The sequence below is a fragment of the Shewanella sp. Isolate8 genome, assembly GCF_022398495.1.
In the GTDB taxonomy this organism is placed as follows: Bacteria; Pseudomonadota; Gammaproteobacteria; order Enterobacterales; family Shewanellaceae; genus Shewanella; species Shewanella aquimarina.
On the sequence record NZ_JAKEVI010000003.1, the window covers coordinates 422,353 to 445,696 of the forward strand.

Below are 23,344 nucleotides of genomic sequence, written 5' to 3' on the forward strand. Positions count from 1 at the left end.
CTAAGCTGTTCTCCTCAGCAATCTGGATGCTTAAGGCATATATTACACCAAATCCCTGACTTAACAGTGATAAGTTAGCAATAAAAAGGGCCTCTATTGAGGCCCTTGTCGTTATTTCAGTTCTTGCTCGAACAACTTGAAGATACGGCGGTATTCATCCAGCCAGCTCGATGGCTGACGGAAACCGTGAGGCTCGACCGGATAGATGGCGGTCTCGAACATCGGCTTCTCCAGCTCAATCAGGCGCTGCACCAGACGCACGCTGTCCTGGAAGAAGACGTTGTCGTCCAGCACGCCACTCATCACCAACAGCGGCTTCTGCAGCCCCTGGGCGTGTTCGATAGGCGAGCTACGCTCATAGGCGATGGCATCCACATCAGGCGTGTTGAGGATGTTAGAGGTGTATGGCGCGTTGTAGTGCGCCCAGTCGCTCACGGGACGTAGCGCGGCGCCGGCCTGGAACAGCTCTGGCTCGGTAAACAGCGCCATGAAGGTCAGGAAGCCACCGTAAGAACCACCATAAGTGCCCACTCGCTGGCCATCCACATGGGTATTGGCCACCATCCAGCTCACGCCATCTTTCAGATCTTCCACCTCGGGATGGCCCATGTTGCGGTAGATCGCCGTACGCCAGTCACGGCCGTAACCTTTAGAGCCGCGATAGTCCATGTCCATCACCACATAGCCTTGTTGGGTCAGCAGGTTGTGGAACATAAACTCTCGGAAGTAGCCTGAGAAACCATAATGGGCATTTTGCAGATAGCCGGCGCCATGGTTAAAGATCACCGCAGGGTACTTATCGCTGCGTGACTTATCGAAGCCCTGTGGCAGATAGACCCTGGCATAGACATCGCCCGCACCATGGCTAGATGGCACCTTAACCACCTCTGGGGCCTGCCAAGGGTATTGCTTGAAGGCATCCGAGGTGTAGTGGGTCAGCTGCTTTAGCTCACCGCCAATCGCCTGCACATAGAGTTCGCTCGGCTGAGTACGACGAGAGGCCTTGAGTAGCAGCTTGCTGCCATCTGGGCTCAGGCTGTAATCCAGCTGACCATCCCACTGGGTGAGCTGCTCGCTCTGACCGTCGGCGATTTTGACACGATAAACATTGTCGATGCCCGGGTGGTCTTTGTTGGCCTTGTAGTAGATATACTCGGCCTTAGGGCCTAGGGTAATATCGCTGACCACATACTTTCCCTGAGTCAGGGCCTGTGGCTTGGCGTCGCTGGCCTTAAGGTAGAGGTGCGAATAACCAGTCTCTTCCGAGAGGTAATAGAGGGTATCGCTCTCTGGCAACCAGCCGAACTGGTTGAAGTTATAGTTCACCCAGGCATCGTCGTGCAGCCTGTGCTGGGTCTTGAGCGAGCCCGACTTGAGGTTGAGGGTCGCGATCCATCTGTCTTTGTTGTCCACAGCCTCGAGCATGATGGCGACCTTGTTGTCCTTAGCCTGCCACTGCATGGCGCTCTGGGTCCAGCCCCAGTCCTGCATCAGCTGCACCTTACGCGGCGCCTTCTCACTCTTATAAGTCTCGCCCTTGGCCTTGGCATTTTCTGCCTTCACCGAGGCCAGAACGTCTTCATCGAACCCCGTGAGTCCTTCGATAGTGATATCGCGCTTCTCATGCTGCACCAGATCAAGCAGCACCAGACGCTCCCCGGGAAACTTATCTTCGGCGACACGGGCCCTGGCAGGCACGGCATCCACATAACCCTGACTGCCTAAGTAGTTGGGCATAATGTCATGCTCTGAGCGCCAGCTATAGTTTTTATCGACCAGAGAGAGCAACAGGTAGCGACCGTCGGGCGACAGACTCATCTGGGAAACGGTTTCCTCTTCGCCCAGATACCAGGTTTTAGCGGTCATTGTGGGATCTTGCTTGGCCAATTCCGCCTGATACTGCTCTTTCTGTTCGGCTTGGGTCTGCTGCAAGGCGACATACTCAATCAGCCTGTGCTGCTGCTTGGCGATATAGCTGCTCGGCGCCTCAACACCTTTAGGTGCCTTAGCCATCTTAATATTGGCAATCTGTTCATACAGGCCAGTATCGCCATGGATACGGAACACCTGCTGCCCTTGCCAATAGGCGATATCGCCATTGGTCAGGAAACGCACGCCATCGACCTTAGTGTTTTGACGTGTCAGCTGTGACACCTTGCCACTGAGCAAATCTTTAACGAACAGATTGCCCTGATAGATATAGGCCTTACGAGTACGGTCACTATCTAGTACGCCATATTGCTGATCCGCTTGATGTAGGGCATCAAGTGCCAACTTTGAGGCTTCACCGGCTGTTATTGACTGTTGATAATAGTCTCGCAGAGGAGACTGATGCGCCTGACGGGCAAAGTAAACTGACTGGCTGTCATCACTCCAGTATTCGCCCTTGGCCAGGATCCCCATCCAATCCGGGTTAGCCATAATCTGCTTGAGTGTCAGGGCCTGATCCACGCTTGGCGGCGTGGCTAACGCCACCTGAGTGCTTGCCTGAGTGTTCGCCTGAGTCTGTTGAGTATCGGTTGAAGGGGTGGCTGCACAGCCCCCCAAGATGGTGAGGGTCAAAATGCTGAGACCAAATCCACGAAACGCGCCCGTCATCGTCCTTCCTTATGATTTATATCGTCAGGGCAAAGCCCCAACCTTGTTATTTTGCTGCCTTTTATATCACAAAATGGCGGAGGGACGGGGATAAGGTCGGGATAAAACTTGTAACAGTTTGAAAAAGAATGGGCCTAATTCGCTCGTGGCACTAGGCTCGAGCACCCTTTTAGTTACTGGAAGGAATGCTCTGCTTGACGAAGTTTGCCAGCAGCTCGAGTCCCTGCTCGGTCAGGATAGATTCTGGGTGAAACTGCACGCCGAACAGGCCTAGTTCGGGTCGACTCATGGCCATGATCTCGCGGCCGTGGACGGGGTCGTCGAACCAGGCATCCAGAATAAAGTCATCGGGCAGCCGCTCAACCAAGAGTGAGTGATAACGGGTGACGGTGAGCGGCTGATTCAGCCCAGCAAACAGGCCTGCGCCTGTGTGAGCTATGGCACTTGTCTTGCCGTGCATAACTCGCTTGGCGCGCACCACCTGAGCGCCGAAGACCTGGGCGATCGCCTGATGACCGAGACAGACCCCCAATATGGGCAGCTTACCGGCAAAGGCCTCTATCGCCGCCAGCGAGATACCTGCCTCATTGGGTGAGCATGGGCCGGGGGAGATCACCAGTCTGCTTGGTGCAAGCGCCTTAATCTCCTCGAGGCTGAGTTCATCGTTGCGCCTGACGACTATCTCCTCCCCCAGCTGCTGAAAATACTGCACCAGGTTAAAGGTAAAGGAGTCATAGTTGTCGATCATCAGGATCATGGATAAATTGCTCGTATGAATTGGGTGTGAGTTGCGCCACATTTTCTGGCGCAGATGCTAACACAGAGTCCAGACAGGATCATCCATTCTACTGACGCCTGGCGCATACCGCACTCGACTCAATTGCCTCATTCCCTGCCCTGGCCTATACCCTGCTCATACCATAGGAATAGCTTAGGTGTAGCTTAGCCACCAATTGGGCGTAGCTTAGGTATACCCCGGAGCCAGTCCTTTTACAGGCACAAAAAAACCAGCCTAAGCTGGTTTTTTATGTCGTTATGTCGCCTATGCATATAATTCAGAATAGCCGCTTACTTCACCAGGGTGAGATGACCACGGCGTTTCGGCTTTTCCTGCTCGGCGGAAGGCTCGGCAGCGACAGGCTCTTCGCTCTTAGTCTCATCGACTACGGAGAGCCCCAAGTCGCTGGCGTCGGCCTCGAGCTGATAGGCTTCTTCCTGATCGAATACGGTTCCGGCACCATTTTCTCTGGCGTAGATGGCGACGATCGAGGCCATAGGCAGTACCACTTGCTGCGGCACACCACCGAAGCGGGCATTAAACTCGATGAAGTCATGACCTATCTGCAAATTACCCACGGCACTGGCGGTAATATTAAGCACTATCTGTCCATCTTTCACATACTGCTGCGGTACTTGGGTACCGGGCACGTAAGCATCGACCACCACATGAGGGGTCAGCTCGTTATCCATGAGCCAGTCGTAATAGGCCTGTAACAGGTAAGGACGGTTAGGGGTCATAGGTTTCATCTTAGATACCCATGCGCATTTCGCGCTCTGCCTCGGTCAAAGACGCCTTGAATGATTCACGATCGAATAGACGTGTCATATAGGCTTTAACTTCCTTGGCGGTACGGCTGTCCAGCTCGATGCCCAATACAGGTAGACGCCACAACAGTGGGCCCAGGTAGCAGTCGGCCAGGCCAAACTCTTCAGCCATGAAGTATGGCATTTCGTTGAAGATAGGTGCGATAGCGGTCAGGCTTTCCTGCAGCTCTTTACGCGCCTCATCGGCACGGTCACCCTTGCGGATACGATCCACCAGGCTGTACCAGTCGTTTTCGATACGGTGCATCATCAGACGAGTCTGACCGCGAGAAACCGGGTAGACAGGCATCAGCGGAGGATGCGGGAAACGCTCATCTAAGTATTCCATGATGATGCGTGAGTTATATAGCACCAACTCACGGTCAACCAAAGTTGGCACTGTGTTGTATGGGTTTAGCTCAATAAGATCTTCAGGCATATCGCTAGGATCCACCTGCAGAACATCGACAGTCACTCCCTTTTCCGCCAAGACGATACGGACTTGATGGCTATAGAGATCGTCGGCGCCTGAAAACAGGGTCATGATTGAGCGTTTATTGGCAGCAACAGCCATTGATACCCTCCAAGATTTAAAATATGAAAGCTAAAAAAGCAAAAACAAACGAGGGGCAGAGCCCCCCGTTTATAATATGCGGATAATATATTCTAACCTCTAACGGGGGTTAGTGTACATCTTTCCAGTACTCTTTCTTCAAGAGGTAGGCCACAATAAAGAAAATAAACAGGAAGCCCATTACCCACCAACCTAAGCTTTCACGCTCAAGTTTGACCGGCTCGCCTGAGTAAACCAGGAAGCCTGTGATGTCACGAACGACTTGATCATATTCTTCGGCAGTCAGCTTTCCGCCAGTAGCCACTAGGCTACCGTCTTCTTGCTTAACCTGCAGACCTTGCAGCTCTTGCAGTACATGCGGCATAGCCACTGAAGGGAAGACAGTGTTGTTTACACCAAATGGACGAGTCTCATCTTGGTAGAAACTCTTCAGATAGGTGTAGATCCAGTCTTCGCCACGTACACGTGCAACCAGCGTCAGATCCGGTGGCGCAGCACCGAACCATTTCGCCGCGTCGACTTCAGGAATGGCATTTTCCATCAGGTCGCCCACTTTGGCATCGGCATTGAACATATACTTGTTACGCATATCGTCCACTGAAATACCTAGGTCTTCGGCAACACGGTTATAACGCTGATACTGAGTGCTGTGACAGCCTGAGCAGTAGTGCTGGAAGCTGTCCAGACCACGTTGCAGCGACTCTTTGTCATTCAGGTCGACGTTAGCACTTTCTAGATGAACATGGGCACCACCTGCAGCAAACGCAAGAGATGGTACTAATGTAACTAATGCAATCAGTAATTTTTTCATTAGTGGGTCAACCTCTCTGGTACAGGCTTAGTTTTCTCATTCTTACTGTATAGCCACAGTGCTAAGAAGAAACCGAAGTATGTCAGAGTGAAAATACGCGCAGCAATTGTCAGCGTTGGCGTCGCAGGTACGGCACCCAGGTAGCCTAAGATAACGAAAGATACGGCAAACTGACCAATATTCAGCTTATGAATCATGCTACGGTAGCGGATTGACTTCACCTTACAACGATCTAACCAAGGTAGAACGAAGAGTACGGCAATCGCTAGACCCATACCCACAACCCCTAACAGCTTGTCAGGAATCGCACGTAGGATGGCGTAGAAAGGTGTGAAGTACCAAACTGGCGCAATATGCTCAGGAGTCTTCATCGGGTTCGCCGCTTCGAAGTTAGGCTTCTCGAGGAAGTATCCACCGCCTTCAGGCATGAAGAACAACACGTAGCAGAAGACGATCAGGAAGCCAGCGACGCCCATGATATCTTTCACCGTGTAGTATGGGTGGAATGGGATGCCATCTTTCGGCCAGCCATTCTCATCTTTGTTCTTCTTAATCTCGATACCGTCTGGGTTGTTAGAACCCACTTCGTGCAGAGCGATAAGGTGCAGGAACACCAGTACCACTAGCACCAATGGCAGCGCGATAACGTGCAGTGCGAAGAAGCGGTTCAGTGTCGCACCAGAAACAACGAAGTCACCACGAATCCATAGTGTCAGGTCGTCACCGATAACAGGAATAGCACCAAACAGAGAGATAATTACCTGTGCGCCCCAGTAAGACATCTGTCCCCAAGGAAGCAGGTAACCCATGAAAGCTTCTGCCATCAGTACGAGGAAGATCAACATACCGAACAGCCACAGCAGTTCACGCGGCTTCTGGTAAGAACCGTAGAGCAGGCCACGGAACATGTGCAGATAAACCACCACGAAGAAGGCCGATGCACCGGTTGAGTGCATGTAACGCAGTAGCCAGCCGTACTCAACATCACGCATGATGTATTCGACAGAGGCGAAGGCACCTTCTGCGGTTGGTACATAGTTCATGGTCAACCAGATACCGGTCAGCAGCTGGTTTACCAGTACTAGCATGGCCAGAGAGCCAAAGAAGTACCAGAAGTTGAAGTTGGTCGGCGTCGCATATTGACCTACGTGACGGTTGTAGGTAGCCGTCATAGGGATGCGCGCATCAATCCAATCGATAATATTTTTAACCATTACGCAGCCCCCTGGTCGACACCGATAATCACGTTGCCGTCATCAATGTACTGATGAGGTGGAACAACTAGGTTCAACGGCGCTGGAACCCCCTGGAATACGCGACCAGCCATATCAAACTTAGAACCATGACATGGACAGAAGAAACCAGAAGCGACGCCTTCAACCTGTTCACCGAATGTATCAGGCAGATACGTTGGAGAACAACCTAAGTGCGTACACAGACCAACGGCAATAAAGTACTCAGGCTTGATTGAGCGAACGGCGTTCTGCGCATAGGCAGGTTGTTGCTCTTCGTTAGACGCTGGATCGCGCAACTGATCATCGTGAGTAGCAAGACCTTTTAAGATCTCTTCGGTACGGCGGACAACCCATACAGGCTTTCCACGCCATTCAACACGGATCAGCTGACCCGGCTCTAACTTACTAATATTTACTTCTACCGGTGCACCTGCAGCTTTCGCTTTGGCACTCGGATTCCATGACTTTATAAAAGGAACCGCTACAGCGACGGCACCAGCACCACCCACTACGGCGGTTGCTGCGGTCAGGAATCTGCGACGTCCGGTATCGACTGGCGCATTGCTCATCCACTTATCTCCAGAGAGTGTTGGAATTTTTGTTTTAAAAACTTTTGAAATTGGGGTTTTACCCCAAAGCGCAAAAGTCAAATTTGAGGCGGGGCCCATTATAGCCAAAAATTAGAAGCAGATCATAGTAAAACAAAGCACAAAGTTAACTATGTTAGGAAATTGGGCATTCCAGAAGAAAATGTGCAGCAAGTGCGGGATGAAACGAGGGAGATTTTACCCAATAAAATGGTAAACGAGAATAACAATCAAAGCTAAATTAGCAACTTGCGACAATTAGCAATAAAAAAGCCCGAACTCGTCGGGCTTTAATCTTAATAATCCTCAATGAGAACTATTTCGCATCAGAACTCTTCATGTACTTGAAGAAATCGCCTTCCGGCTCGAGCACCATCACATTCGAACCATTACCAAAGCTCGCCTGATAAGCCTCTAGGCTACGCAGGAAAGAGAAAAACTCTGGGTCTTTCTTATAGGCATCGGCGTAGATCTTAGCGGCGATGGCATCGCCCTCACCACGTACCTGCAACGCCTTACGCTCGGCTTCGGCGATCTGAATGGTCACGCTGGCATCTGTCTTGGCGCGAATGATTTCAGACTGTTCCTTACCCTGAGCGCGATGCTCCTTAGCCACAGCGGTACGCTCGGCGCGCATACGCTGGTAGATGCTTGAGCTCACGTTGGCCGGCAGGTTGATCTGCTTAACACGCACGTCAACGACTTCGATACCCAGATCCTGCGCGCTGTCAGAAGCGTTTCTCAGCGCATCCTGCTGCAGCTCGTCACGGCTACCCGAAACGATATCCTTGATGGTACGGCGACCAAACTCGGTACGCAGATCGTTGTTTATCTTGCGTTGGAGTAGCGATTCGGCCTGGACCTTGTTACCACCGTTGGTCGCAAGATAATACTTCTCGTGATCCTTGATGCGCCACTTCACATAAGAGTCGACCATAAGGTCTTTCTTCTCTGAGGTAACGAAACGGTCCGCCGCGCCATCCATGGTCTGGATGCGAGAATCGAGATACTTGATCTTATCGATCACCGGCAACTTGATATGCAGACCCGGCTTATAGATGCGCGTCACGCCCTCATCTTTGATGATCTTACCAAAGCGCGACACGATAGCGCGTTCACCCTCGTTGACCACCATCAGGGACGATAGACCCATAGCGACTAAGATGGCCGCAATAATAACAGATAATCTACCCATGATTAGTTTCTCCCCTGGCGAGTACGGTCGCTACGAGAAGGCCTTCCATCTAACGGCATGCCAACACTATTTACTATGCTGTTCACTGAGTCATTGACCGTGTCCACCTCGACAGGCTTACTCGTCTTAGTCTGTGGACGCTGCTCCATTAACTTATCCAGCGGCAGATACATCATGTTGTTGCCCGCCTTTGAGTCCACCAGCACCTTGTTGGTACCCGATAAGACTTTAGACATGGCATCGATGTAGAGACGATTGCGGGTGACTTCCGGCGCCGCCTTATATTCAGGCAACAGCTTCTCGAAGCGAGCCACCTTACCGCGCGCCTCTAAGATCTCACGCTCTTTATAAGCGTTCGCCTGCTGCTCCATGCGCTGCACTGTACCACGGGCCTTTGGCTCGATTTCACGAGAATAAGCTTCGGCTTCACGGATGAAACGCTGCTCATCTTCCTGTGCGGCAATGGCGTCATCGAAGGCGTCTTTCACCTCTTCCGGCGGACGGGCCGGCAGGAAGTTCACGTCGCGGATCTCTATGCCCAGGTTATAAGGCTTGATGATACGCTCAACTTCTTCCCAGGTATCGCGACGGATCTGATCACGTCCCGTGGTCAGGATATCGTCCATCCTGTTGTGGCCCACCACATAACGCAGGGCGCTATCCGTTGCCTCACGCAGGCTCGAATTAGCATCGACCGCGCTGAACAGGTAACGATAAGGATCGACCACAATATACTGTACATCCAGCTCCACCAGCACGACGTTCTCGTCGGCGGTCAGCATGCTGCCCGAGGCTGGAATTGAGCGAACGTTGCTCACGTTCACAGGGAAGACTTCATCGATAAAGGTCGCCTTCCACTGTAGGCCAGGCTCTACTTCGCCAATATATTTACCAAAGCGAAGCGCCACACCCTTCTCGGCTTCTTTCACCGTATAGAAACCTGATAGTCCCCATACGACAACGGCGATGCCTAATACAATGATAAAACCTAGTGCGCTGAATCCGCCGCCAGCGCCATTTCCTTTACCCCCAAAACGCTTCGAAATATTCTTAAATACTTCGTCGAGATCTGGCGGCCCCTTGTCATTGCCGTTCTTGTTTCCCCAAGGGTCTTGACCCTTGTTACCGGGCTCGTTCCAAGCCATTTAGCACTCCATAGGTGTATGAAATAAACGAGATTACTAAAAACTACTCTATTGCTGCGGTTTCAACAATAAAGGTTTCCAACTCCCCTTGGCTCTGCTTGGCTAATCGGTGCCAATCGGCCTCCAATAAGCGCACAGATAAGATACAGTTCCCCAGATCGTCATACTCTTTCTGCTGTATCACATCCAGTCGATAAAACTGACCAAGATAATGTCCGGCCGTCGCCGGAATACGCAAGGTAAGCTCTAATACGGCCCGCCCAACCAACTGGTTGATGGCCTTCTCGAGCAAGTCCAAGCCTAGTCGCTGCTGGGCCGAAACCCACACACGCGTTGGGACCCCATCGCTGTCATAGTCGATCTTAGGGCCCACATCTTCCAAGAGATCTATCTTGTTACAGACGATCAACTGTGGAATCTCTTCGGCGCCAATCTCTTTGAGTACCAACTGTACCTGTTCAAAATTGTCGCCCATGTTTTCATCAGCACTGTCGACCACATGTAGCAGAAGATCCGCTTCGCGGGTTTCCTGCAGGGTGGCCTTAAACGCCGCCACGAGATCATGGGGAAGATGTCTGATGAAACCGACCGTGTCGGCCAAAATGACCGAACCGTCTTGTAAGTCTAACTTACGCAGGGTCGGATCGAGTGTCGCAAACAGCTGGTCGGCGGCATAGACCTCGGAAACGGTCAAGGCGTTAAATAGGGTCGACTTACCGGCGTTGGTGTAACCCACCAAGGACACGGTCGCGAGTTCGCTTCGCTGCCTTGCCCGGCGACTCTGTTCACGCTGCTTATCGACCTTTTCCAGTCGCTTGTTGATGGTCTTGATACGACCACGCAACAGACGTCTGTCGGTTTCCAGCTGGGTTTCACCCGGTCCCCGTAGGCCGATACCACCTTTTTGCCTTTCAAGGTGCGTCCAACCACGAATCAGGCGCGTCGACATGTGGCGCAATTGCGCTAGCTCCACCTGCAACTTACCCTCATAGGTCCTGGCGCGCTGAGCAAAAATATCCAAAATCAGCGTCGTACGGTCTAAGACCCGACACTGACAGATCAGCTCAAGATTACGCTCTTGTGCAGGACTCAAGGCGTGGTTAAAAATCACCACATTCGCGTCGGTGGCTGCCACCATGGCCGCCAACTCTTCCGCTTTACCTGTACCAACAAAATACTTTCTATCTGGAGAACGACGACTTCCCGTGATCACGCCAACGGTTTCAGCGCCTGCCGACTCGACCAGTAAACGAAGTTCGGTAATATCTTCCCTACTGTCTTCATCTGAAAAGTCGATATGGACAAGTACTGCAGCTTCTCCCGCCTCATAGCGTTCAAACAAAAAGCGAACTCCTCAGGAAATTACTCAGCGCTATCGTCATGTTGTGCATTGTAACCCGCCGCCTGGTTAGGCGTGTTGTGATGGTTGCTCACGTTAAATGGACGTGCAGGCACCACGGTAGAGATAGCGTGCTTGTATACCATCTGGCTGACAGTGTTCTTCAATAAAATAACAAACTGATCGAATGACTCAACTTGTCCCTGAAGCTTGATACCGTTAACTAGGTAGATAGATACCGGAACGCGTTCACGTCGTAATGCGTTCAAAAATGGGTCTTGTAAAGATTGCCCCTTTGCCATTATGTAATTTCCTTTTTATTAAAATTAATTAAAACCTAATACAGCATCAATTTCTGGTTTGGTTTTAGTATTATATAGAGTGAATGAATTAGCTAGCGACAATGTTCTAATAGTCGCGCCAGATTAGCTTCATCCCCACTCTCCAGCCAATTTAGATCGGTCCATCCTCGCAACCATGTTAATTGACGCTTGGCCAATTGCCTAGTCGCAACTATGGATTTTTCGACCATAGTATCATAGTCATATTCCCCATCGAGATACTGCCACACCTGGCGATATCCGACACATCTCATCGAAGGTAGGTCTAGATGCAGATCCGCTCGCGCCTTGAGCCGCTGCACCTCTTCGACGAAACCTTGATTTAACATCAATTTGAATCTTTCTGCTATAGCAAGGTGTAGCACTTTGCGATCTTTCGGCGCTATGCCAAATTGCACCACCTTATAGGGCAAGGCATCGGCCTTCACCTGGGTCAACTCGGTCAGGCTTTTACCGCTAATGCGGTATACCTCCAATGCCCGCGACAGACGCTGGGGATCATTAGGGTGGATTCGCTCTGCCGATACTGGGTCCACACGACGCAGCTCGTCATGCAACGCCTGCCAGCCCTTGGTTTCGACCTCGCTGGCTATCTCGGCCCGGATGGCCTCATCCGCCGATGGCAATGGCGACAGGCCTTCGAGTAGCGCCTTGAAATACAGCATGGTGCCGCCAACCAGCAGGGGCGTCTTGCCTGCCGCTAGGATCGCTTCAATGTTGGCGATGGCGTCGCTACGAAAATCCGCCGCGGAGTAACTCTCGCTAGGATCGCGAATATCGATCAAACGGTGCGGCGCGCGGCTTAGCTCTTCCTGGGTCGGTTTGGCGCTGCCGATGTCCATACCGCGATAGATGAGCGCCGAGTCGACCGAGATGATCTCGCAGTTGTGCTGCTCGGCCAATGCCATCGCAAGCGCTGTCTTACCGGACGCCGTCGGCCCCATCAGGGTGATAATTGTCGGCTGACTCTCGCTATTCACTCGTTTGCTCACCTAACCATTCTTGCCAAGGCATCACCTTGGCCATAGATAAAATTTCTTGCTGTTGCGACTCGGTTAGTCCCATGAGTTCGCCCCAGAGTCGACTCGCCGAGCTAAACTGTTCGCTCGCTTGATTCACCAGCCAATTAACCAGCGCATCGTTTGTCGGCTCTTCGAAGCGTATCCATTGGAGAAACTCGGGGATCACGCTCGCCAGCTGACTCTGCCTTAGATATGGGGGCACTTTTTTAATTATCAACTGGCCGAGGCGAATAGTTAGCTCTAATCCCAATTTTCTCACTAAAAGGTCTCTCTCGGCCAAGGTCTGCTGCCAATCCTCGTCGACCTTGACCGATACGGGCATCAGGAGCGGCTGGCCAATGAGACCGGCATCCAGCTTGGCCTGAATCTCACGGCGCGTCACTTCACGCACAGCGGTCTGCAGGCTGAGCAAGGCAAGCTCGCTGCCCCGAACCAGCAGCCAATATTGTCCGTCGAGCAGCTGTGGCATGGGCGGAACGTCACCTGCTTGTTGAACAGGCTGACTCGTCACACCTGGTGTGGTCATCAGCTGGGCATAACTGTCGACGGCCGCCTGACTGGGCAGCTCGGCGCTCGCATGGCTGCGTCCTCGCCCGGCAAACTGACTGCCGCCATAGGCGCTCACCTGCGTCTCTCGCACCCGCTCACCGCCGGCTCCTAACCCACCATTGTGTCCCGCATAGGCACGGCGCTCATCCCCTGACCATGCTTCGTTCTGCTCAGTCGTTTTAGCAGCATAGTTACTCTGCTCACGCCTATTAGACTCAGGTTGCAGCGGACGAATATAGGAGGCGGACGTCTCCTGCTCTGCCACTTCTCTGTCCTGAGCCGCCTCTAAGGCCAACTCACTCGACTGACGCAGCGCCGATTCCAGCGCCTGCAGGATAAAGTCATGCACATAACGGCTCTCGTGGAAACGCACCTCATGCTTGGCGGGATGCACGTTGACATCCACCTGATGGGGATCCAGGGTCAACATGAGCACGAAGGCAACCTGCTCTCCTTGCAGCTGCTGAGCAAATGCCTGACGCACCGCATGATTAACCAGGCGGTCACGCACCAAACGGCCGTTAACATAGAAATATTGGGTGTCGCCAACGGCCTGCTCGCCAAATGGCGATTGAATATAGCCGCTGAGACTTAAGCCGTTGTGGGTACAGTCGACCCTGAGCGCGTTGTCAGCAAAGGCCTTACCGCTGACCTGGGCCATACGCTGCAGATATTGCGCCTCTGTCTTGGCCGGGCGATAGTTGCGCACCTGCTTGCCGTTATGCTTGAGGGTAAAATGAATGTCGCGGCGCACCAAAGCGATTCGCTTGAGCCACTCATCGATATGGGTAAATTCTGTCTTGTCGCTCTTTAAGAAACGGCGTCTGGCCGGCGTATTGAAGAAGAGATCTGCCGCCTCCACCGTCGAGCCCACGGGATGTGCCGCCGGGATCACCCTGACCGCCATCTCGGAGCCTTCTGCATAGGCCTGCCATGCCTCACTCTGCTGCTGCGTTCTCGAGGTCAGGGTCAGACGGGAGACAGAGCTGATACTGGCAAGCGCCTCACCGCGAAAGCCGAAACTCAGGATGGCATCCAGATCATCTAACGAGGCCAGCTTAGAGGTGGCATGACGAGACAGGGCCAGACTCAGCTCCTCCTTGGGGATGCCAGAGCCGTTGTCTGTGATCTTAATCAGCTTGCTGCCGCCCTTGTCTATCTCGATATCGACGCGGGTGGCGCCGGCATCCAGGCTGTTTTCCACCAGCTCTTTGATAACGGAAGCAGGACGCTCTACCACCTCCCCGGCGGCAATCTGGTTAGCCAGTTGAGGAGGCAAAATTCGAATAGTCATCTTGGTTCCTTACGCCCGGGGAATGATCAGCTTCTGACCAATGTAGAGGGTGTTGGACTTAAGCTTGTTAGCCTTCTTGATGCTGGCGACTGATACCTGATAGCGATGGGCGATCACCGACAATGACTCGCCGGCCGTCACCTTATGCTTGATGCCGCTCTTACTGGCCATCATGGTGTTAGCAGGAGGATTATTCTCGAAATAGCGCACCACACCCTTGTGGACGGCGTTGGCGATATTGTTCTGATGATCCCTCTGGGTCAGCAGGCGCTCCTCTTTGTGATTCGAGATAAAGCCCGTCTCCACCAGGATAGAGGGAATATCCGGCGACTTGAGCACGGCCAGGCTGGCTGCCTCCGGCTTATGCTTATGCAGGCGTGTCACCTTCCCCAGATTAGCGAGCACGTCTCCGGCGATGTTATGGCTGATCGCCATGGATCTGTCCATCGACATATCCAGCAGGGTCATGGCCAGATACTGCTCGTTATCTGCGTTCTGGATAATCTCACCGGCACCGCCAAGCAGTTCAGAGTGCTTCTCTTTCTGCTCTAACCAGCGACCGATCTCACTGTTGGCGCGGCGCATCGACAGCACCCACACAGAGGCGCCCTGAGGCTTAGGCGAGGTAAAGGCGTCGGCGTGAATAGACACCAGCAGATCGGCCTTGCTGTTACGGGCGATCTCAGAGCGTTTATTCAGGTTGACGAAGTAGTCACCCGAGCGGGTCATAATGGCGCGCATGCCCGGTGTGGCATTGATCTTGGCCTCTACCTTCTTGGCGATCTGTAACGCGACCTTCTTCTCATAGATCCCCGAGGGACCGATAGAGCCCGGATCATCGCCGCCATGGCCGGCGTCGATGGCGACAATAATGTCTCTCAGCTCCTGCTGGGGTTCAGCCTTTGCCGTCTTAGGGCTCTGGCTGCCGCCTTCAAGATCCACCACCAGGCGATTGCCATAGGGGGCCGTGGGCGACAGGGCAAACAAGTTGGCCTTGGCGGGCTTGACCAGATCGATCACCAGCCTAAGAGTGCCCTTCTTGGGCGGTTTGCTGATGCGCACCCGCTTAACCAACTTGCTGTTATTCTCAATCTTGCTCAGATTGAGCCCTGTTGCCGTGGTAGTCAGATCGACCACCAAGCGATAGGGACTGGTGAGGGTAAAATGGGAATACTTTGGCGGCTCACGCAGGTCAAACACCACACGTGTGGATTCTGGCGCCGCCCAGATACGTACGCCTTCCAGTTTATTTGCGCTGTAGGCAATGGAAGGAATACATAGCAAGACAATCAATAATAGGCGTTTTATTAGTGACTCAGTTCTTATCATTATTAATTATGTAAACTATCTAACAAAATCTCTCCGGCGCGCGAATGCGCCGTCAGCGTGACCTCTCGGCCCTGTTGGTGATATTGAATGTGTATCGCCAGATCGGCCTCGGGCAGGAGGCCAACGCCCTTATCGGGCCACTCGACAATACACAGGCTCGAGTCGGTAAAGTAATCTCGAATCCCCATAAACTCGAGCTCTTCTGGATCACTTAATCTATATAGATCAAAATGATATACATCAATATCACCTAGTTCATAAGGCTCAACCAGCGTATAGGTCGGGCTCTTCACCGCCCCCTGATGCCCCAGGCTCTGAATCAGACCACGACTAAAGGTGGTTTTCCCCGCCCCCAATTCACCACTCAGATAGAGGGTCAATGGCGGCTTAATCGCACTGGCTAGCCTTTGGCCTAAGCTAACGGTTTCTGCTTCATTTTCAAGATAAACTTTTACTGATGTCATCGTATCTATCGCTAATTAAGGACAATCCTTTTTTGAACCGAATACTTTAACCTAAACCGGCGTTTATCTAAACAAACATTAGCGCATTTTAATCTGCCCAGGCTAAATCCTATCGACCAGCGCACGTATATGAGCAAACAGGTCACAGGCCAGCATGCCTCGCTCGCCATCTTTGGCCGCAAGATCCGCCGCGGCGCCATGCACCACCACCCCGGCGCTGGCCGCATCCATCTTAGACATCCCCTGTGCCATCAGGGCCGCTATGATGCCGCCTAGCACGTCACCGCTGCCGCCACTGGCAAGCCCAGGGTTACCCACGGGTGCCACATGACACACCTTGCCGTCATAGATCAAAGTGCCAGCCCCTTTAAGTACCACTACGCCGCCATATTTTGCCTGCAGAGCATAGACGGCGGCAAAGCGATCCGCCTCCACCTCGGCGATACTGATACCCAAAAGACGAGCCGCCTCACCACTGTGGGGAGTTAGCACCCAGTTACTCTGCCGTGATGGGTCAAGCGCCAGTAGATTGAGCGCATCGGCGTCCATCACACAGGGCTTGTCACTCAGACTCGTCGCCTTGAGCAAGTTATAGCCCCAGTCATGTTTGCCCAGTCCAGGCCCGATCAGCAAAATATCGGCCCAGCCCAGGCGCTGGTACACCTCCATATCCACCAGCTCACAGCCCCAGAACATGATTTCTGGTCTGCCCGAGTTAACCACGGTCAAATGCTCGGGCCTCGAGATCACCGCCACTAAACCGGCTCCGGCTCGCAGACAACTCTCGGCCGCCAAACGCGGCGCCCCGGCCATCCCATTGTCACCACCGATAACGGTCACCTTGCCACAGGCGCCCTTGTGGCTGTTCTGCGCCCTGGCAGGCAATCCCAAATCGGTTAGCCTGTAGGCAATATTGAGCACCTTAGAATTCGGCAGATAGTCCTGTAACCCTATATCGGCAAACCAGAGGCGTCCGACACAGTCCCTCGCCTTACCCGTGATAAGCCCCTGTTTCGGCGCGCCGAAAGTCAGGGTCACATCGGCCTTGACCGCCAGCTGGCCGGCGCCGGTATCCACATCGATCCCAGAGGGTACGTCTAAGGATAAGATCCAGGGGGAATAAGCATTCAGCGCCTTAATCATCTCGGCAAAGGGGGCGCGAGGCTCTCCCTTTACCCCTGTGCCCAGCAGGCCATCGACGACGACCTCGGCCTCCTTGAGTGCCTCTTCATAATCAGATAGCTGATGTCCGCCCGCCGCGAGAAAGGCCGCCTTGGCGTAGCTAATCCCCTCGCCTGGCTCGGGACGCTCCACGGCATAGAGGGCGACATCACAGCCAGATTCGAGCAGCAAGGTGGCACAGATATAGGCGTCGGCGCCGTTGTTGCCATAGCCCGCCAATACCAAAATTTTGTTGTTAAGCCTTTCTTCCCGCTGCAGTAGTTCGAAGGCCGACTGACCGGCGCTGTCGATCAACTGACATAAGTTAGCCTCACCGGACGCAATAAAGCGCGCTTCGGCATCACGAATCATCTGCGCCGTATATAAGGCCGATGGCAGCTGGCCGTCACTAAACAACATCTGGATTCTCCTTAACAAGACTCATCACCGGGGCGGTTTGCCCTATGCCTAAGCATATTCGATATTTAAGTTTTTAATCGCCAAGAGATTCCGTTTAAACGCCAGAGATTGGAGGAAGTTTGATCTGGCACAATAAATCCGCCAGCTCAGAGCCCCGAAGGCCAACAAAGAGATAACAAAACATTTCATCGAACTGAGAAAAAATAACTTAGGTAGTCAGCCAAATTACTGAACTATTGAGGTTATAAAACCCTAAGTGGATATAGATAATTGAAGTTTTCACCCTGGTTGAAACACAAAAAAGCAATTAAAAATAGTTAGCTATAACCTTAGACTTAAAATAAGCTGGGTGTGAATAGAAAAAGGCGCCCAAGGCGCCTTTTTCATATGTGTCTTTGTCCGAAATGGTCAAATAGCTCAGCTTAAAAAACTAAGCCTACTTAACTCGACTTAAATAACTCGGCTTAAATAACTCTGCTTAAATATCTTCCATTCTCAGGCTGCTGTGCACCAGACGTTGCTGCTGAATCTTCTCGACCCGCACCAGATCGTTGAGGGCGTTCTTCACATCACCCGGCACAGAGGAATCCGCCGTCTTCTCAAACAAGCCGATCAGACGGTTATCGAGATCCAGGTGTAGCTCAAGCAGATCATCTTCATTCATGTTGGCTGCTGGAATCACATCCTGACACCGCTTGATGAAGTCTTCAAACACAATGTCGTTGTACCAGAGTTCCAGCAGACGGCTTGGCGCCTCTTCGATGTAGTCATCGATCTTCTTAGACACCTCTTTCTCATGCTGTTGCAAATACTCCAGCATCAATTTCACGCGAGACGAATCTACCGCGCTGTGTAAACGCGCATACAAACGAGCCATTTCCAAGCGACACTTAGAGACATATGCCAACTGTTCATTAAGTTGTTGAAATCTCATTTTTCCTACTCCAATCGATGCCAAGCGTTAGGCGTTAATACTGACTTGATTTCATTATGGGAGTAATTAGCGCAGTTTTTTTTGAACAATGTCATAGTTTGCGCACTTCTGAAGTCGCTACATTAGACAAGCTTAAAGAATTTTATCTCACATCACGCTAATGACAATTTTGTGATCTTCACGCCGATAAAGGGCTAATAATCGTTAACTTAAAGGCTCTGGCAATAGATAAAACGACAAAACACTCATCAAAATTACCCTTCAATAGTGAATAGAAATTCACCAAGACCAAAATCTATGGCACCTAAGCGCGTTCGAAGAAGAATGATGGATAAAGGATGGAGGTTGCAGACAGAAACAAAGAGCCAACAGAGCTAATGTCGCATAGGGACAATACACGCAAGCAGCGGGATAAATATTAAGTACTGTTGGAAACTGAAGCGTAGAGAGGAAAATTTGGAGCGACATATCGGGTTCGAATCGGTAGCGCTAAACGCTCGATCTATACCTTGCCAAGGTATCGCCTAACGCAGTGAACAAAGAACCAACGGGCTAATGTCGCATAGGGACAATACACGCAAGCAGCGGGATAAATATTAAGTACTGTTGGAAACTGAAGCTTAGAGAGGAAAATTTGGAGCGACATATCGGGTTCGAACCGATGACCTATACCTTGGCAAGGTATCGCTCTACCAACTGAGCTAATGTCGCATAAATTTTTCGTGCTACCCTAACTGTCATCATCGACAAAAGGGATCGTCTTTCACCTTTCATCAACTGAGTTAACGTAACTCAAATTTTGGAGCGACATATCGGGTTCGAACCGATGACCTATACCTTGGCAAGGTATCGCTCTACCAACTGAGCTAATGTCGCATAATTTGGAGCGACATATCGGGTTCGAACCGATGACCTATACCTTGGCAAGGTATCGCTCTACCAACTGAGCTAATGTCGCATAATTTGGAGCGACATATCGGGTTCGAACCGATGACCTATACCTTGGCAAGGTATCGCTCTACCAACTGAGCTAATGTCGCATTTCAATCATCACCGGCGTTTGCGCCAGTAAAAAGTTGAGGCCGCATTATAGGAGAATTTCGCCCCTCTGCAACCCCCTAATTTAAAATTTTCTACCGTTTGGTTAAATTTTAAATACTTTCTCACGATAATATTGCAGTTCGGCAATCGACTCCTGGATATCAACCAGTGCCTGATGAGTGCCCTGCTTCTTAAAACCGTTCATTACCTCAGGCTTCCAGCGACGCACTAACTCTTTGACAGAGCTGACATCTATGTTGCGATAGTGAAAATAGTCTTCCAGGGCTGGCATGTAACGATTCATGAAACGTCTGTCCTGACCTATGCTATTACCGCACATTGGCGACACACCGGCTGGTACATGCTCGGATAAGAAGGCAATCGTCTGAGTGATGGCATCTTGCTCGCTGAAGTCACTCGCCCTGACTCTGTCGATCAGGCCTGACTCGCCGTGATGCTTCTGATTCCAGTCATCCATCGCCGCAAGTACATCCTCACTCTGATGGATGGCAATCACCGGCCCTTCGGCCAAGATGTTCAACTCCTTGTCGGTCACAATCGTTGCTATCTCAATGATTCTATCGACCTCGGGCTCTAGTCCCGTCATCTCCAGATCAACCCAGATCAGATTTGTTTCATCTGCAGCCATATATCTGCCTTATCAATGCGTGTTTGCCTAAATTCAGGCTTTTTTATTTAAGACCGTGTATCATACTGCTTTTTTAGAAGACACAAAATAACCTTATTTTGACGATGACGACACTGTGAGTAAAAAGAAACCCCTAAGCCAAGGCCAACGCCGCCGCATGCGCGCCAATCAAGAGAAACGGCTGCAGCGCAAAGACGCAAAAGAAACAACCATTGAGTTACAGGATAGCTCACTGGGGCCAGAACAGCTGGGCACCGTCATCTCTCGTTTCGGCCAACACGCTGATGTCGAAACGGAAAACGGTGAACTGGTTCGCTGTAACATTCGCCGAAATATTCAAAGCCTGGTCACCGGCGATAAGGTGATCATGCGCCAGGCCAGTGAAACCACAGCCACCATCGCCGGTGTGGTCGAGGCCGTTCACCCGAGACACTCCTCACTGTCACGGCCGGATCTCTACGACGGCATAAAGATCATCGCCGCCAACATCGATCAGATACTTATCGTCTCTTCCGTGGTGCCTAGCTTCACCACCCAGATCATCGACCGTTATCTGGTGGCCGCCGAAGACACAGGCATAGCCCCGGTCATCATACTCAACAAGATAGACCTGCTTAGCGACGAAGAGGCGCCAGCCGTCGAAGCCGCGCTGCAACGCTATCAAGCCATCGGCTACCAGGTATATCGCGTCAGCAGTAAGTCTGGCGAAGGGGTCGAGGAGATCAAGACCCTATTAAAAGACAAGGTGAGCGTGTTTGTCGGCCAATCTGGCGTGGGCAAGTCATCCCTGATCAACGCCCTGCTACCTGAAGCCGAACTGATCACCGGCGACGTATCCGAGAACTCTGGCCTCGGCCAACACACCACCACCACAGCCAAGTTGCTGCACTTCCCTAGCGGCGGTGACCTGGTAGACTCTCCCGGCGTGCGCGAATTCGCCCTGTGGCACCTACCCGCCGAGCGCGTCGGCTGGTGCTTCGTCGAATTCAGGGATTACCTGGGCACCTGCAAGTTTAGAGACTGTAAACACAAGAATGACCCAGGCTGCGCCATCACCCAGGCATTCGAGGAAGGTAAGATCGCCGAAGACAGGTATCAGAACTACCATAGAATTATCGACAGCCTGGATGAGCAGCGACACGCCCGTCATTTCAAAAACGATAACGACTAACTAAATTAAAGACAGCCAAACTGGATTTGAAGGAAAACAGACAGTGGACAAATTGAAGATTGCCTTGCAATACATAATGCCGAAACACCTGCTATCGCGACTCGTGGGTAAGCTGGCTGCCGCCGAACTCGGCGCGGTAACGACAAGCGTAATTAAATGGTTTATCAAGCAATATAAGATAGACATGAGCGAGGCCGCCGAGAGTGCACCAGAAGCCTATGCCAGCTTCAACCAGTTCTTTACCCGCGCTTTGAAGCCCGGCATTCGTCCCCTGTGTGAAGATGACGACTATATCGTTCATCCGGTCGATGGCGCCGTCAGCCAATGCGGGCCGATCAAAGAGGGGCGCATCTTTCAAGCCAAGGGACATGAATATTCGTCACTTGCCCTTTTAGGCGATCAGGCCGATGATGCCAAACGCTTCGAAGGCGGTGACTTTGCCACCATCTATCTGGCACCTAAGGATTACCATAGAATTCACATGCCCATAAAAGGCACCCTGTCTAAGATGACCTATGTGCCGGGCGAGCTGTTTTCGGTTAACCCACTAACGGCCGAGAATGTGCCTGGCCTTTTTGCCCGTAACGAGCGAGTCGTGGCCATCTTCGAAACCGAAATCGGTCCCATGGCCATGGTCTTGGTTGGCGCCACTATCGTAGCCAGCATAGAAACCGTCTGGGCCGGTACCGTTACCCCGCCGACGGGCAAGAAGGTATTCACCTGGGATTATCCGACCGAGGGCCCAGAGGCGATCACCCTGGACAAGGGCGAGGAGATGGGACGCTTCAAGCTTGGCAGCACTGTAGTGATGCTATTTGCCAAAGACGCACTGGAACACTTTGCCGATGGCGTCGAGCCTAAGGCCGTTACCCGCATGGGTCAGGCTTTTGCCAAAATCGATTAGAGGAAATCTTGAACACAAGTAGCAGCGAACGCTCTGGCTTAATCGAACTGCATCTGGCCGTCCTCCTGTTTGGTGGTACGGCCCTTTTCTCCAAGCTGATTCCCCTCAGTGCCCTGGATATCACAGCACTTCGCTGCTGCATCGCCGCCCTCGCCCTCGCTCTATTAGTTAAGGTCAGCGGCAAGCACCTCAGGCTCAATCGCGGTAAAGACTACTGCATAGCCCTGGGCCTCGGCATCATAGTCAGCCTGCACTGGGTCACCTACTTTGCCGCCATGCAACTCTCCTCGGTGGCCATAGGCATGATCGCCTTCTTCACCTACCCGGTCATGACAGTGTTAGTGGAGCCCTTCTTTACCGGCAAGCGCCTAGAGCTAGCCGATATCATAAGCGGCATCTGTGTCCTGCTCGGTGTCAGCCTGCTGATCCCAGAGGCCAACCTAGGCAACGATGTCACCCTAGGGATCATCATAGGCATACTGTCGGCGGCCCTGTTCACCGCCAGAAACCTGCTACACAAGCGCTACTTCGCCAGCTACAGCGGTGCCCAGGCCATGTATTATCAGACTGGGGTCAGCGCCCTCTTCCTGCTGCCTTGGCTCGAGGTCGACCCAAGCGCCATCCAAGCCAACGTCTGGTGGTTGGTGATCCTCTTAGGCATAGTCTTTACCGCCGCACCCCACGCCCTGTTTACCTCGGCACTGCGCCAGCTAAGCGCTAAGACGGTCAGCCTGGTCTCCTGCCTGCAACCCCTCTATGGTGCCCTGCTGGCCCTTTTGATTCTCGGCGAGGGACTCGCCATGAAGACGCTGATTGGCGGCGCCTTAGTGGTCTTTACCGCCGTCTATGAGACCCAGAAAAGCCATAAGGCCAATCGCGCCCAACAAGCAAAATCCTAAGGCATTTTCCTTGGTGGTAAATGAAACGCCACACGGGTCAAATTAACCGATTCATAGATATCATTTTTGAACTAACTTGGTAATATATAAGCGTCCAT

General features: G+C 52.2%; 21 protein-coding genes and 5 tRNA genes. 3 read left to right on the top strand and 23 right to left on the bottom strand.

Features of this window, described 5'->3' with window-relative positions; translation table 11 throughout:
- Positions 1-111: 111 nt before the first annotated feature.
- From L1D43_RS14325 to orn, 23 genes are all read right to left on the bottom strand, one after another.
- Positions 112-2,598, bottom strand: a complete 2,487-nt coding sequence (locus L1D43_RS14325; protein WP_239852627.1) for a prolyl oligopeptidase family serine peptidase — start codon at positions 2,596-2,598, stop codon at positions 112-114.
- Positions 2,599-2,767: 169 nt separating this feature from the next.
- A complete protein-coding gene (locus L1D43_RS14330; protein WP_239852629.1) occupies positions 2,768-3,355 on the bottom strand; it encodes an aminodeoxychorismate/anthranilate synthase component II in 588 nt (195 codons plus the stop codon).
- 311 nt (positions 3,356-3,666) lie between these two features.
- Positions 3,667-4,125: a ClpXP protease specificity-enhancing factor gene (locus tag L1D43_RS14335; protein ID WP_041508376.1), complete on the bottom strand. Its 459-nt coding sequence runs from the start codon at positions 4,123-4,125 to the stop codon at positions 3,667-3,669.
- Between the two features lies 1 nt (position 4,126).
- Positions 4,127-4,756, bottom strand: a complete 630-nt coding sequence (sspA, locus tag L1D43_RS14340) for a stringent starvation protein SspA (RefSeq protein WP_041508375.1) — start codon at positions 4,754-4,756, stop codon at positions 4,127-4,129.
- Positions 4,757-4,865: 109 nt separating this feature from the next.
- Positions 4,866-5,567 (bottom strand): cytochrome c1, encoded by a 702-nt coding sequence (locus L1D43_RS14345; RefSeq protein WP_041508374.1) that lies wholly within the window; start codon positions 5,565-5,567, stop codon positions 4,866-4,868.
- Positions 5,567-6,781 carry a cytochrome bc complex cytochrome b subunit gene (locus L1D43_RS14350; protein ID WP_041508373.1) on the bottom strand — a complete coding sequence of 405 codons (1,215 nt, stop codon included), beginning with the start codon at positions 6,779-6,781 and terminating at the stop codon, positions 5,567-5,569. Before L1D43_RS14350 ends, L1D43_RS14345 begins: the two co-directional genes overlap by 1 nt.
- The gene (gene petA / locus L1D43_RS14355; RefSeq protein WP_041508372.1) at positions 6,781-7,371 is read right to left on the bottom strand and encodes a ubiquinol-cytochrome c reductase iron-sulfur subunit; all 591 of its coding nucleotides are present in this window, start codon (positions 7,369-7,371) and stop codon (positions 6,781-6,783) included. The genes L1D43_RS14350 and petA overlap by 1 nt, the downstream gene beginning before the upstream one ends.
- Before the next feature lie 334 nt (positions 7,372-7,705).
- On the bottom strand, positions 7,706-8,584 hold the full coding sequence (gene hflC / locus L1D43_RS14360) for a protease modulator HflC (protein ID WP_041508371.1): 879 nt from the start codon (positions 8,582-8,584) through the stop codon (positions 7,706-7,708).
- A 2-nt stretch (positions 8,585-8,586) separates the two neighbouring features.
- Positions 8,587-9,729, bottom strand: coding sequence for an FtsH protease activity modulator HflK (hflK, locus tag L1D43_RS14365; protein WP_239852632.1), 1,143 nt, complete (start codon positions 9,727-9,729; stop codon positions 8,587-8,589).
- A 43-nt stretch (positions 9,730-9,772) separates the two neighbouring features.
- Positions 9,773-11,071 (bottom strand): ribosome rescue GTPase HflX, encoded by a 1,299-nt coding sequence (hflX, locus tag L1D43_RS14370; protein WP_239852634.1) that lies wholly within the window; start codon positions 11,069-11,071, stop codon positions 9,773-9,775.
- 20 nt (positions 11,072-11,091) lie between these two features.
- Positions 11,092-11,370: an RNA chaperone Hfq gene (hfq, locus tag L1D43_RS14375; RefSeq protein ID WP_041508368.1), complete on the bottom strand. Its 279-nt coding sequence runs from the start codon at positions 11,368-11,370 to the stop codon at positions 11,092-11,094.
- A 92-nt stretch (positions 11,371-11,462) separates the two neighbouring features.
- On the bottom strand, positions 11,463-12,389 hold the full coding sequence (miaA, locus tag L1D43_RS14380) for a tRNA (adenosine(37)-N6)-dimethylallyltransferase MiaA (protein WP_239853244.1): 927 nt from the start codon (positions 12,387-12,389) through the stop codon (positions 11,463-11,465).
- A complete protein-coding gene (gene mutL / locus L1D43_RS14385; RefSeq protein WP_239852636.1) occupies positions 12,382-14,274 on the bottom strand; it encodes a DNA mismatch repair endonuclease MutL in 1,893 nt (630 codons plus the stop codon). The genes miaA and mutL overlap by 8 nt, the downstream gene beginning before the upstream one ends.
- Before the next feature lie 9 nt (positions 14,275-14,283).
- Positions 14,284-15,603: an N-acetylmuramoyl-L-alanine amidase gene (locus tag L1D43_RS14390; RefSeq protein WP_041508365.1), complete on the bottom strand. Its 1,320-nt coding sequence runs from the start codon at positions 15,601-15,603 to the stop codon at positions 14,284-14,286.
- Between the two features lie 2 nt (positions 15,604-15,605).
- Entirely contained in the window at positions 15,606-16,067 is a 462-nt protein-coding gene (gene tsaE, locus L1D43_RS14395; RefSeq protein WP_041508364.1) for a tRNA (adenosine(37)-N6)-threonylcarbamoyltransferase complex ATPase subunit type 1 TsaE, read from the bottom strand.
- 102 nt (positions 16,068-16,169) lie between these two features.
- A complete protein-coding gene (locus L1D43_RS14400; RefSeq protein ID WP_239852637.1) occupies positions 16,170-17,648 on the bottom strand; it encodes an NAD(P)H-hydrate dehydratase in 1,479 nt (492 codons plus the stop codon).
- Positions 17,649-18,126: 478 nt separating this feature from the next.
- Positions 18,127-18,582, bottom strand: coding sequence for a hypothetical protein (locus L1D43_RS14405; RefSeq protein ID WP_239852639.1), 456 nt, complete (start codon positions 18,580-18,582; stop codon positions 18,127-18,129).
- 457 nt (positions 18,583-19,039) lie between these two features.
- Positions 19,040-19,144: transfer RNA gene (locus tag L1D43_RS14410), tRNA-Ala, on the bottom strand.
- A gap of 73 nt (positions 19,145-19,217) precedes the next feature.
- Positions 19,218-19,293: transfer RNA gene (locus tag L1D43_RS14415), tRNA-Gly, on the bottom strand.
- 89 nt (positions 19,294-19,382) lie between these two features.
- Positions 19,383-19,458: transfer RNA gene (locus L1D43_RS14420), tRNA-Gly, on the bottom strand.
- 6 nt (positions 19,459-19,464) lie between these two features.
- Positions 19,465-19,540: transfer RNA gene (locus tag L1D43_RS14425), tRNA-Gly, on the bottom strand.
- A 6-nt stretch (positions 19,541-19,546) separates the two neighbouring features.
- Positions 19,547-19,622, bottom strand: a tRNA-Gly gene (locus tag L1D43_RS14430).
- A gap of 104 nt (positions 19,623-19,726) precedes the next feature.
- Positions 19,727-20,272 carry an oligoribonuclease gene (orn, locus tag L1D43_RS14435; protein WP_041508361.1) on the bottom strand — a complete coding sequence of 182 codons (546 nt, stop codon included), beginning with the start codon at positions 20,270-20,272 and terminating at the stop codon, positions 19,727-19,729.
- A gap of 115 nt (positions 20,273-20,387) precedes the next feature.
- Between orn and rsgA the strand changes: the two genes are divergently transcribed.
- Genes rsgA through L1D43_RS14450 form a run of 3 tightly spaced genes read left to right on the top strand, consistent with a single transcriptional unit; the run spans position 20,388 to position 23,246 of the window.
- Positions 20,388-21,443, top strand: a complete 1,056-nt coding sequence (gene rsgA / locus L1D43_RS14440) for a small ribosomal subunit biogenesis GTPase RsgA (protein ID WP_239852641.1) — start codon at positions 20,388-20,390, stop codon at positions 21,441-21,443.
- 43 nt (positions 21,444-21,486) lie between these two features.
- Positions 21,487-22,347, top strand: a complete 861-nt coding sequence (asd, locus tag L1D43_RS14445; protein WP_239852643.1) for an archaetidylserine decarboxylase — start codon at positions 21,487-21,489, stop codon at positions 22,345-22,347.
- Between the two features lie 8 nt (positions 22,348-22,355).
- Positions 22,356-23,246, top strand: a complete 891-nt coding sequence (locus L1D43_RS14450; RefSeq protein WP_239852645.1) for a DMT family transporter — start codon at positions 22,356-22,358, stop codon at positions 23,244-23,246.
- Positions 23,247-23,344: the final 98 nt, after the last annotated feature.

What these genes read in the sequence shown, in the direction of transcription:
- hflK (WP_239852632.1), bottom strand. Translation starts at nt 9,729, where the DNA reads ATGGCTTGGAACGAGCCCGGTAACAAGGGTCAAGACCCTTGGGGAAAC.
- L1D43_RS14345 (WP_041508374.1), bottom strand. Translation starts at nt 5,567, where the DNA reads ATGAAAAAATTACTGATTGCATTAGTTACATTAGTACCATCTCTTGCG.
- L1D43_RS14390 (WP_041508365.1), bottom strand. Translation starts at nt 15,603, where the DNA reads ATGATAAGAACTGAGTCACTAATAAAACGCCTATTATTGATTGTCTTG.
- L1D43_RS14350 (WP_041508373.1), bottom strand. Translation starts at nt 6,781, where the DNA reads ATGGTTAAAAATATTATCGATTGGATTGATGCGCGCATCCCTATGACG.
- sspA (WP_041508375.1), bottom strand. Translation starts at nt 4,756, where the DNA reads ATGGCTGTTGCTGCCAATAAACGCTCAATCATGACCCTGTTTTCAGGC.
- L1D43_RS14405 (WP_239852639.1), bottom strand. Translation starts at nt 18,582, where the DNA reads ATGAGATTTCAACAACTTAATGAACAGTTGGCATATGTCTCTAAGTGT.
- orn (WP_041508361.1), bottom strand. Translation starts at nt 20,272, where the DNA reads ATGGCTGCAGATGAAACAAATCTGATCTGGGTTGATCTGGAGATGACG.
- tsaE (WP_041508364.1), bottom strand. Translation starts at nt 16,067, where the DNA reads ATGACATCAGTAAAAGTTTATCTTGAAAATGAAGCAGAAACCGTTAGC.
- petA (WP_041508372.1), bottom strand. Translation starts at nt 7,371, where the DNA reads ATGAGCAATGCGCCAGTCGATACCGGACGTCGCAGATTCCTGACCGCA.
- L1D43_RS14330 (WP_239852629.1), bottom strand. Translation starts at nt 3,355, where the DNA reads ATGATCCTGATGATCGACAACTATGACTCCTTTACCTTTAACCTGGTG.
- L1D43_RS14325 (WP_239852627.1), bottom strand. Translation starts at nt 2,598, where the DNA reads ATGACGGGCGCGTTTCGTGGATTTGGTCTCAGCATTTTGACCCTCACC.
- mutL (WP_239852636.1), bottom strand. Translation starts at nt 14,274, where the DNA reads ATGACTATTCGAATTTTGCCTCCTCAACTGGCTAACCAGATTGCCGCC.
- hfq (WP_041508368.1), bottom strand. Translation starts at nt 11,370, where the DNA reads ATGGCAAAGGGGCAATCTTTACAAGACCCATTTTTGAACGCATTACGA.
- L1D43_RS14400 (WP_239852637.1), bottom strand. Translation starts at nt 17,648, where the DNA reads ATGTTGTTTAGTGACGGCCAGCTGCCATCGGCCTTATATACGGCGCAG.
- hflC (WP_041508371.1), bottom strand. Translation starts at nt 8,584, where the DNA reads ATGGGTAGATTATCTGTTATTATTGCGGCCATCTTAGTCGCTATGGGT.
- L1D43_RS14335 (WP_041508376.1), bottom strand. Translation starts at nt 4,125, where the DNA reads ATGAAACCTATGACCCCTAACCGTCCTTACCTGTTACAGGCCTATTAC.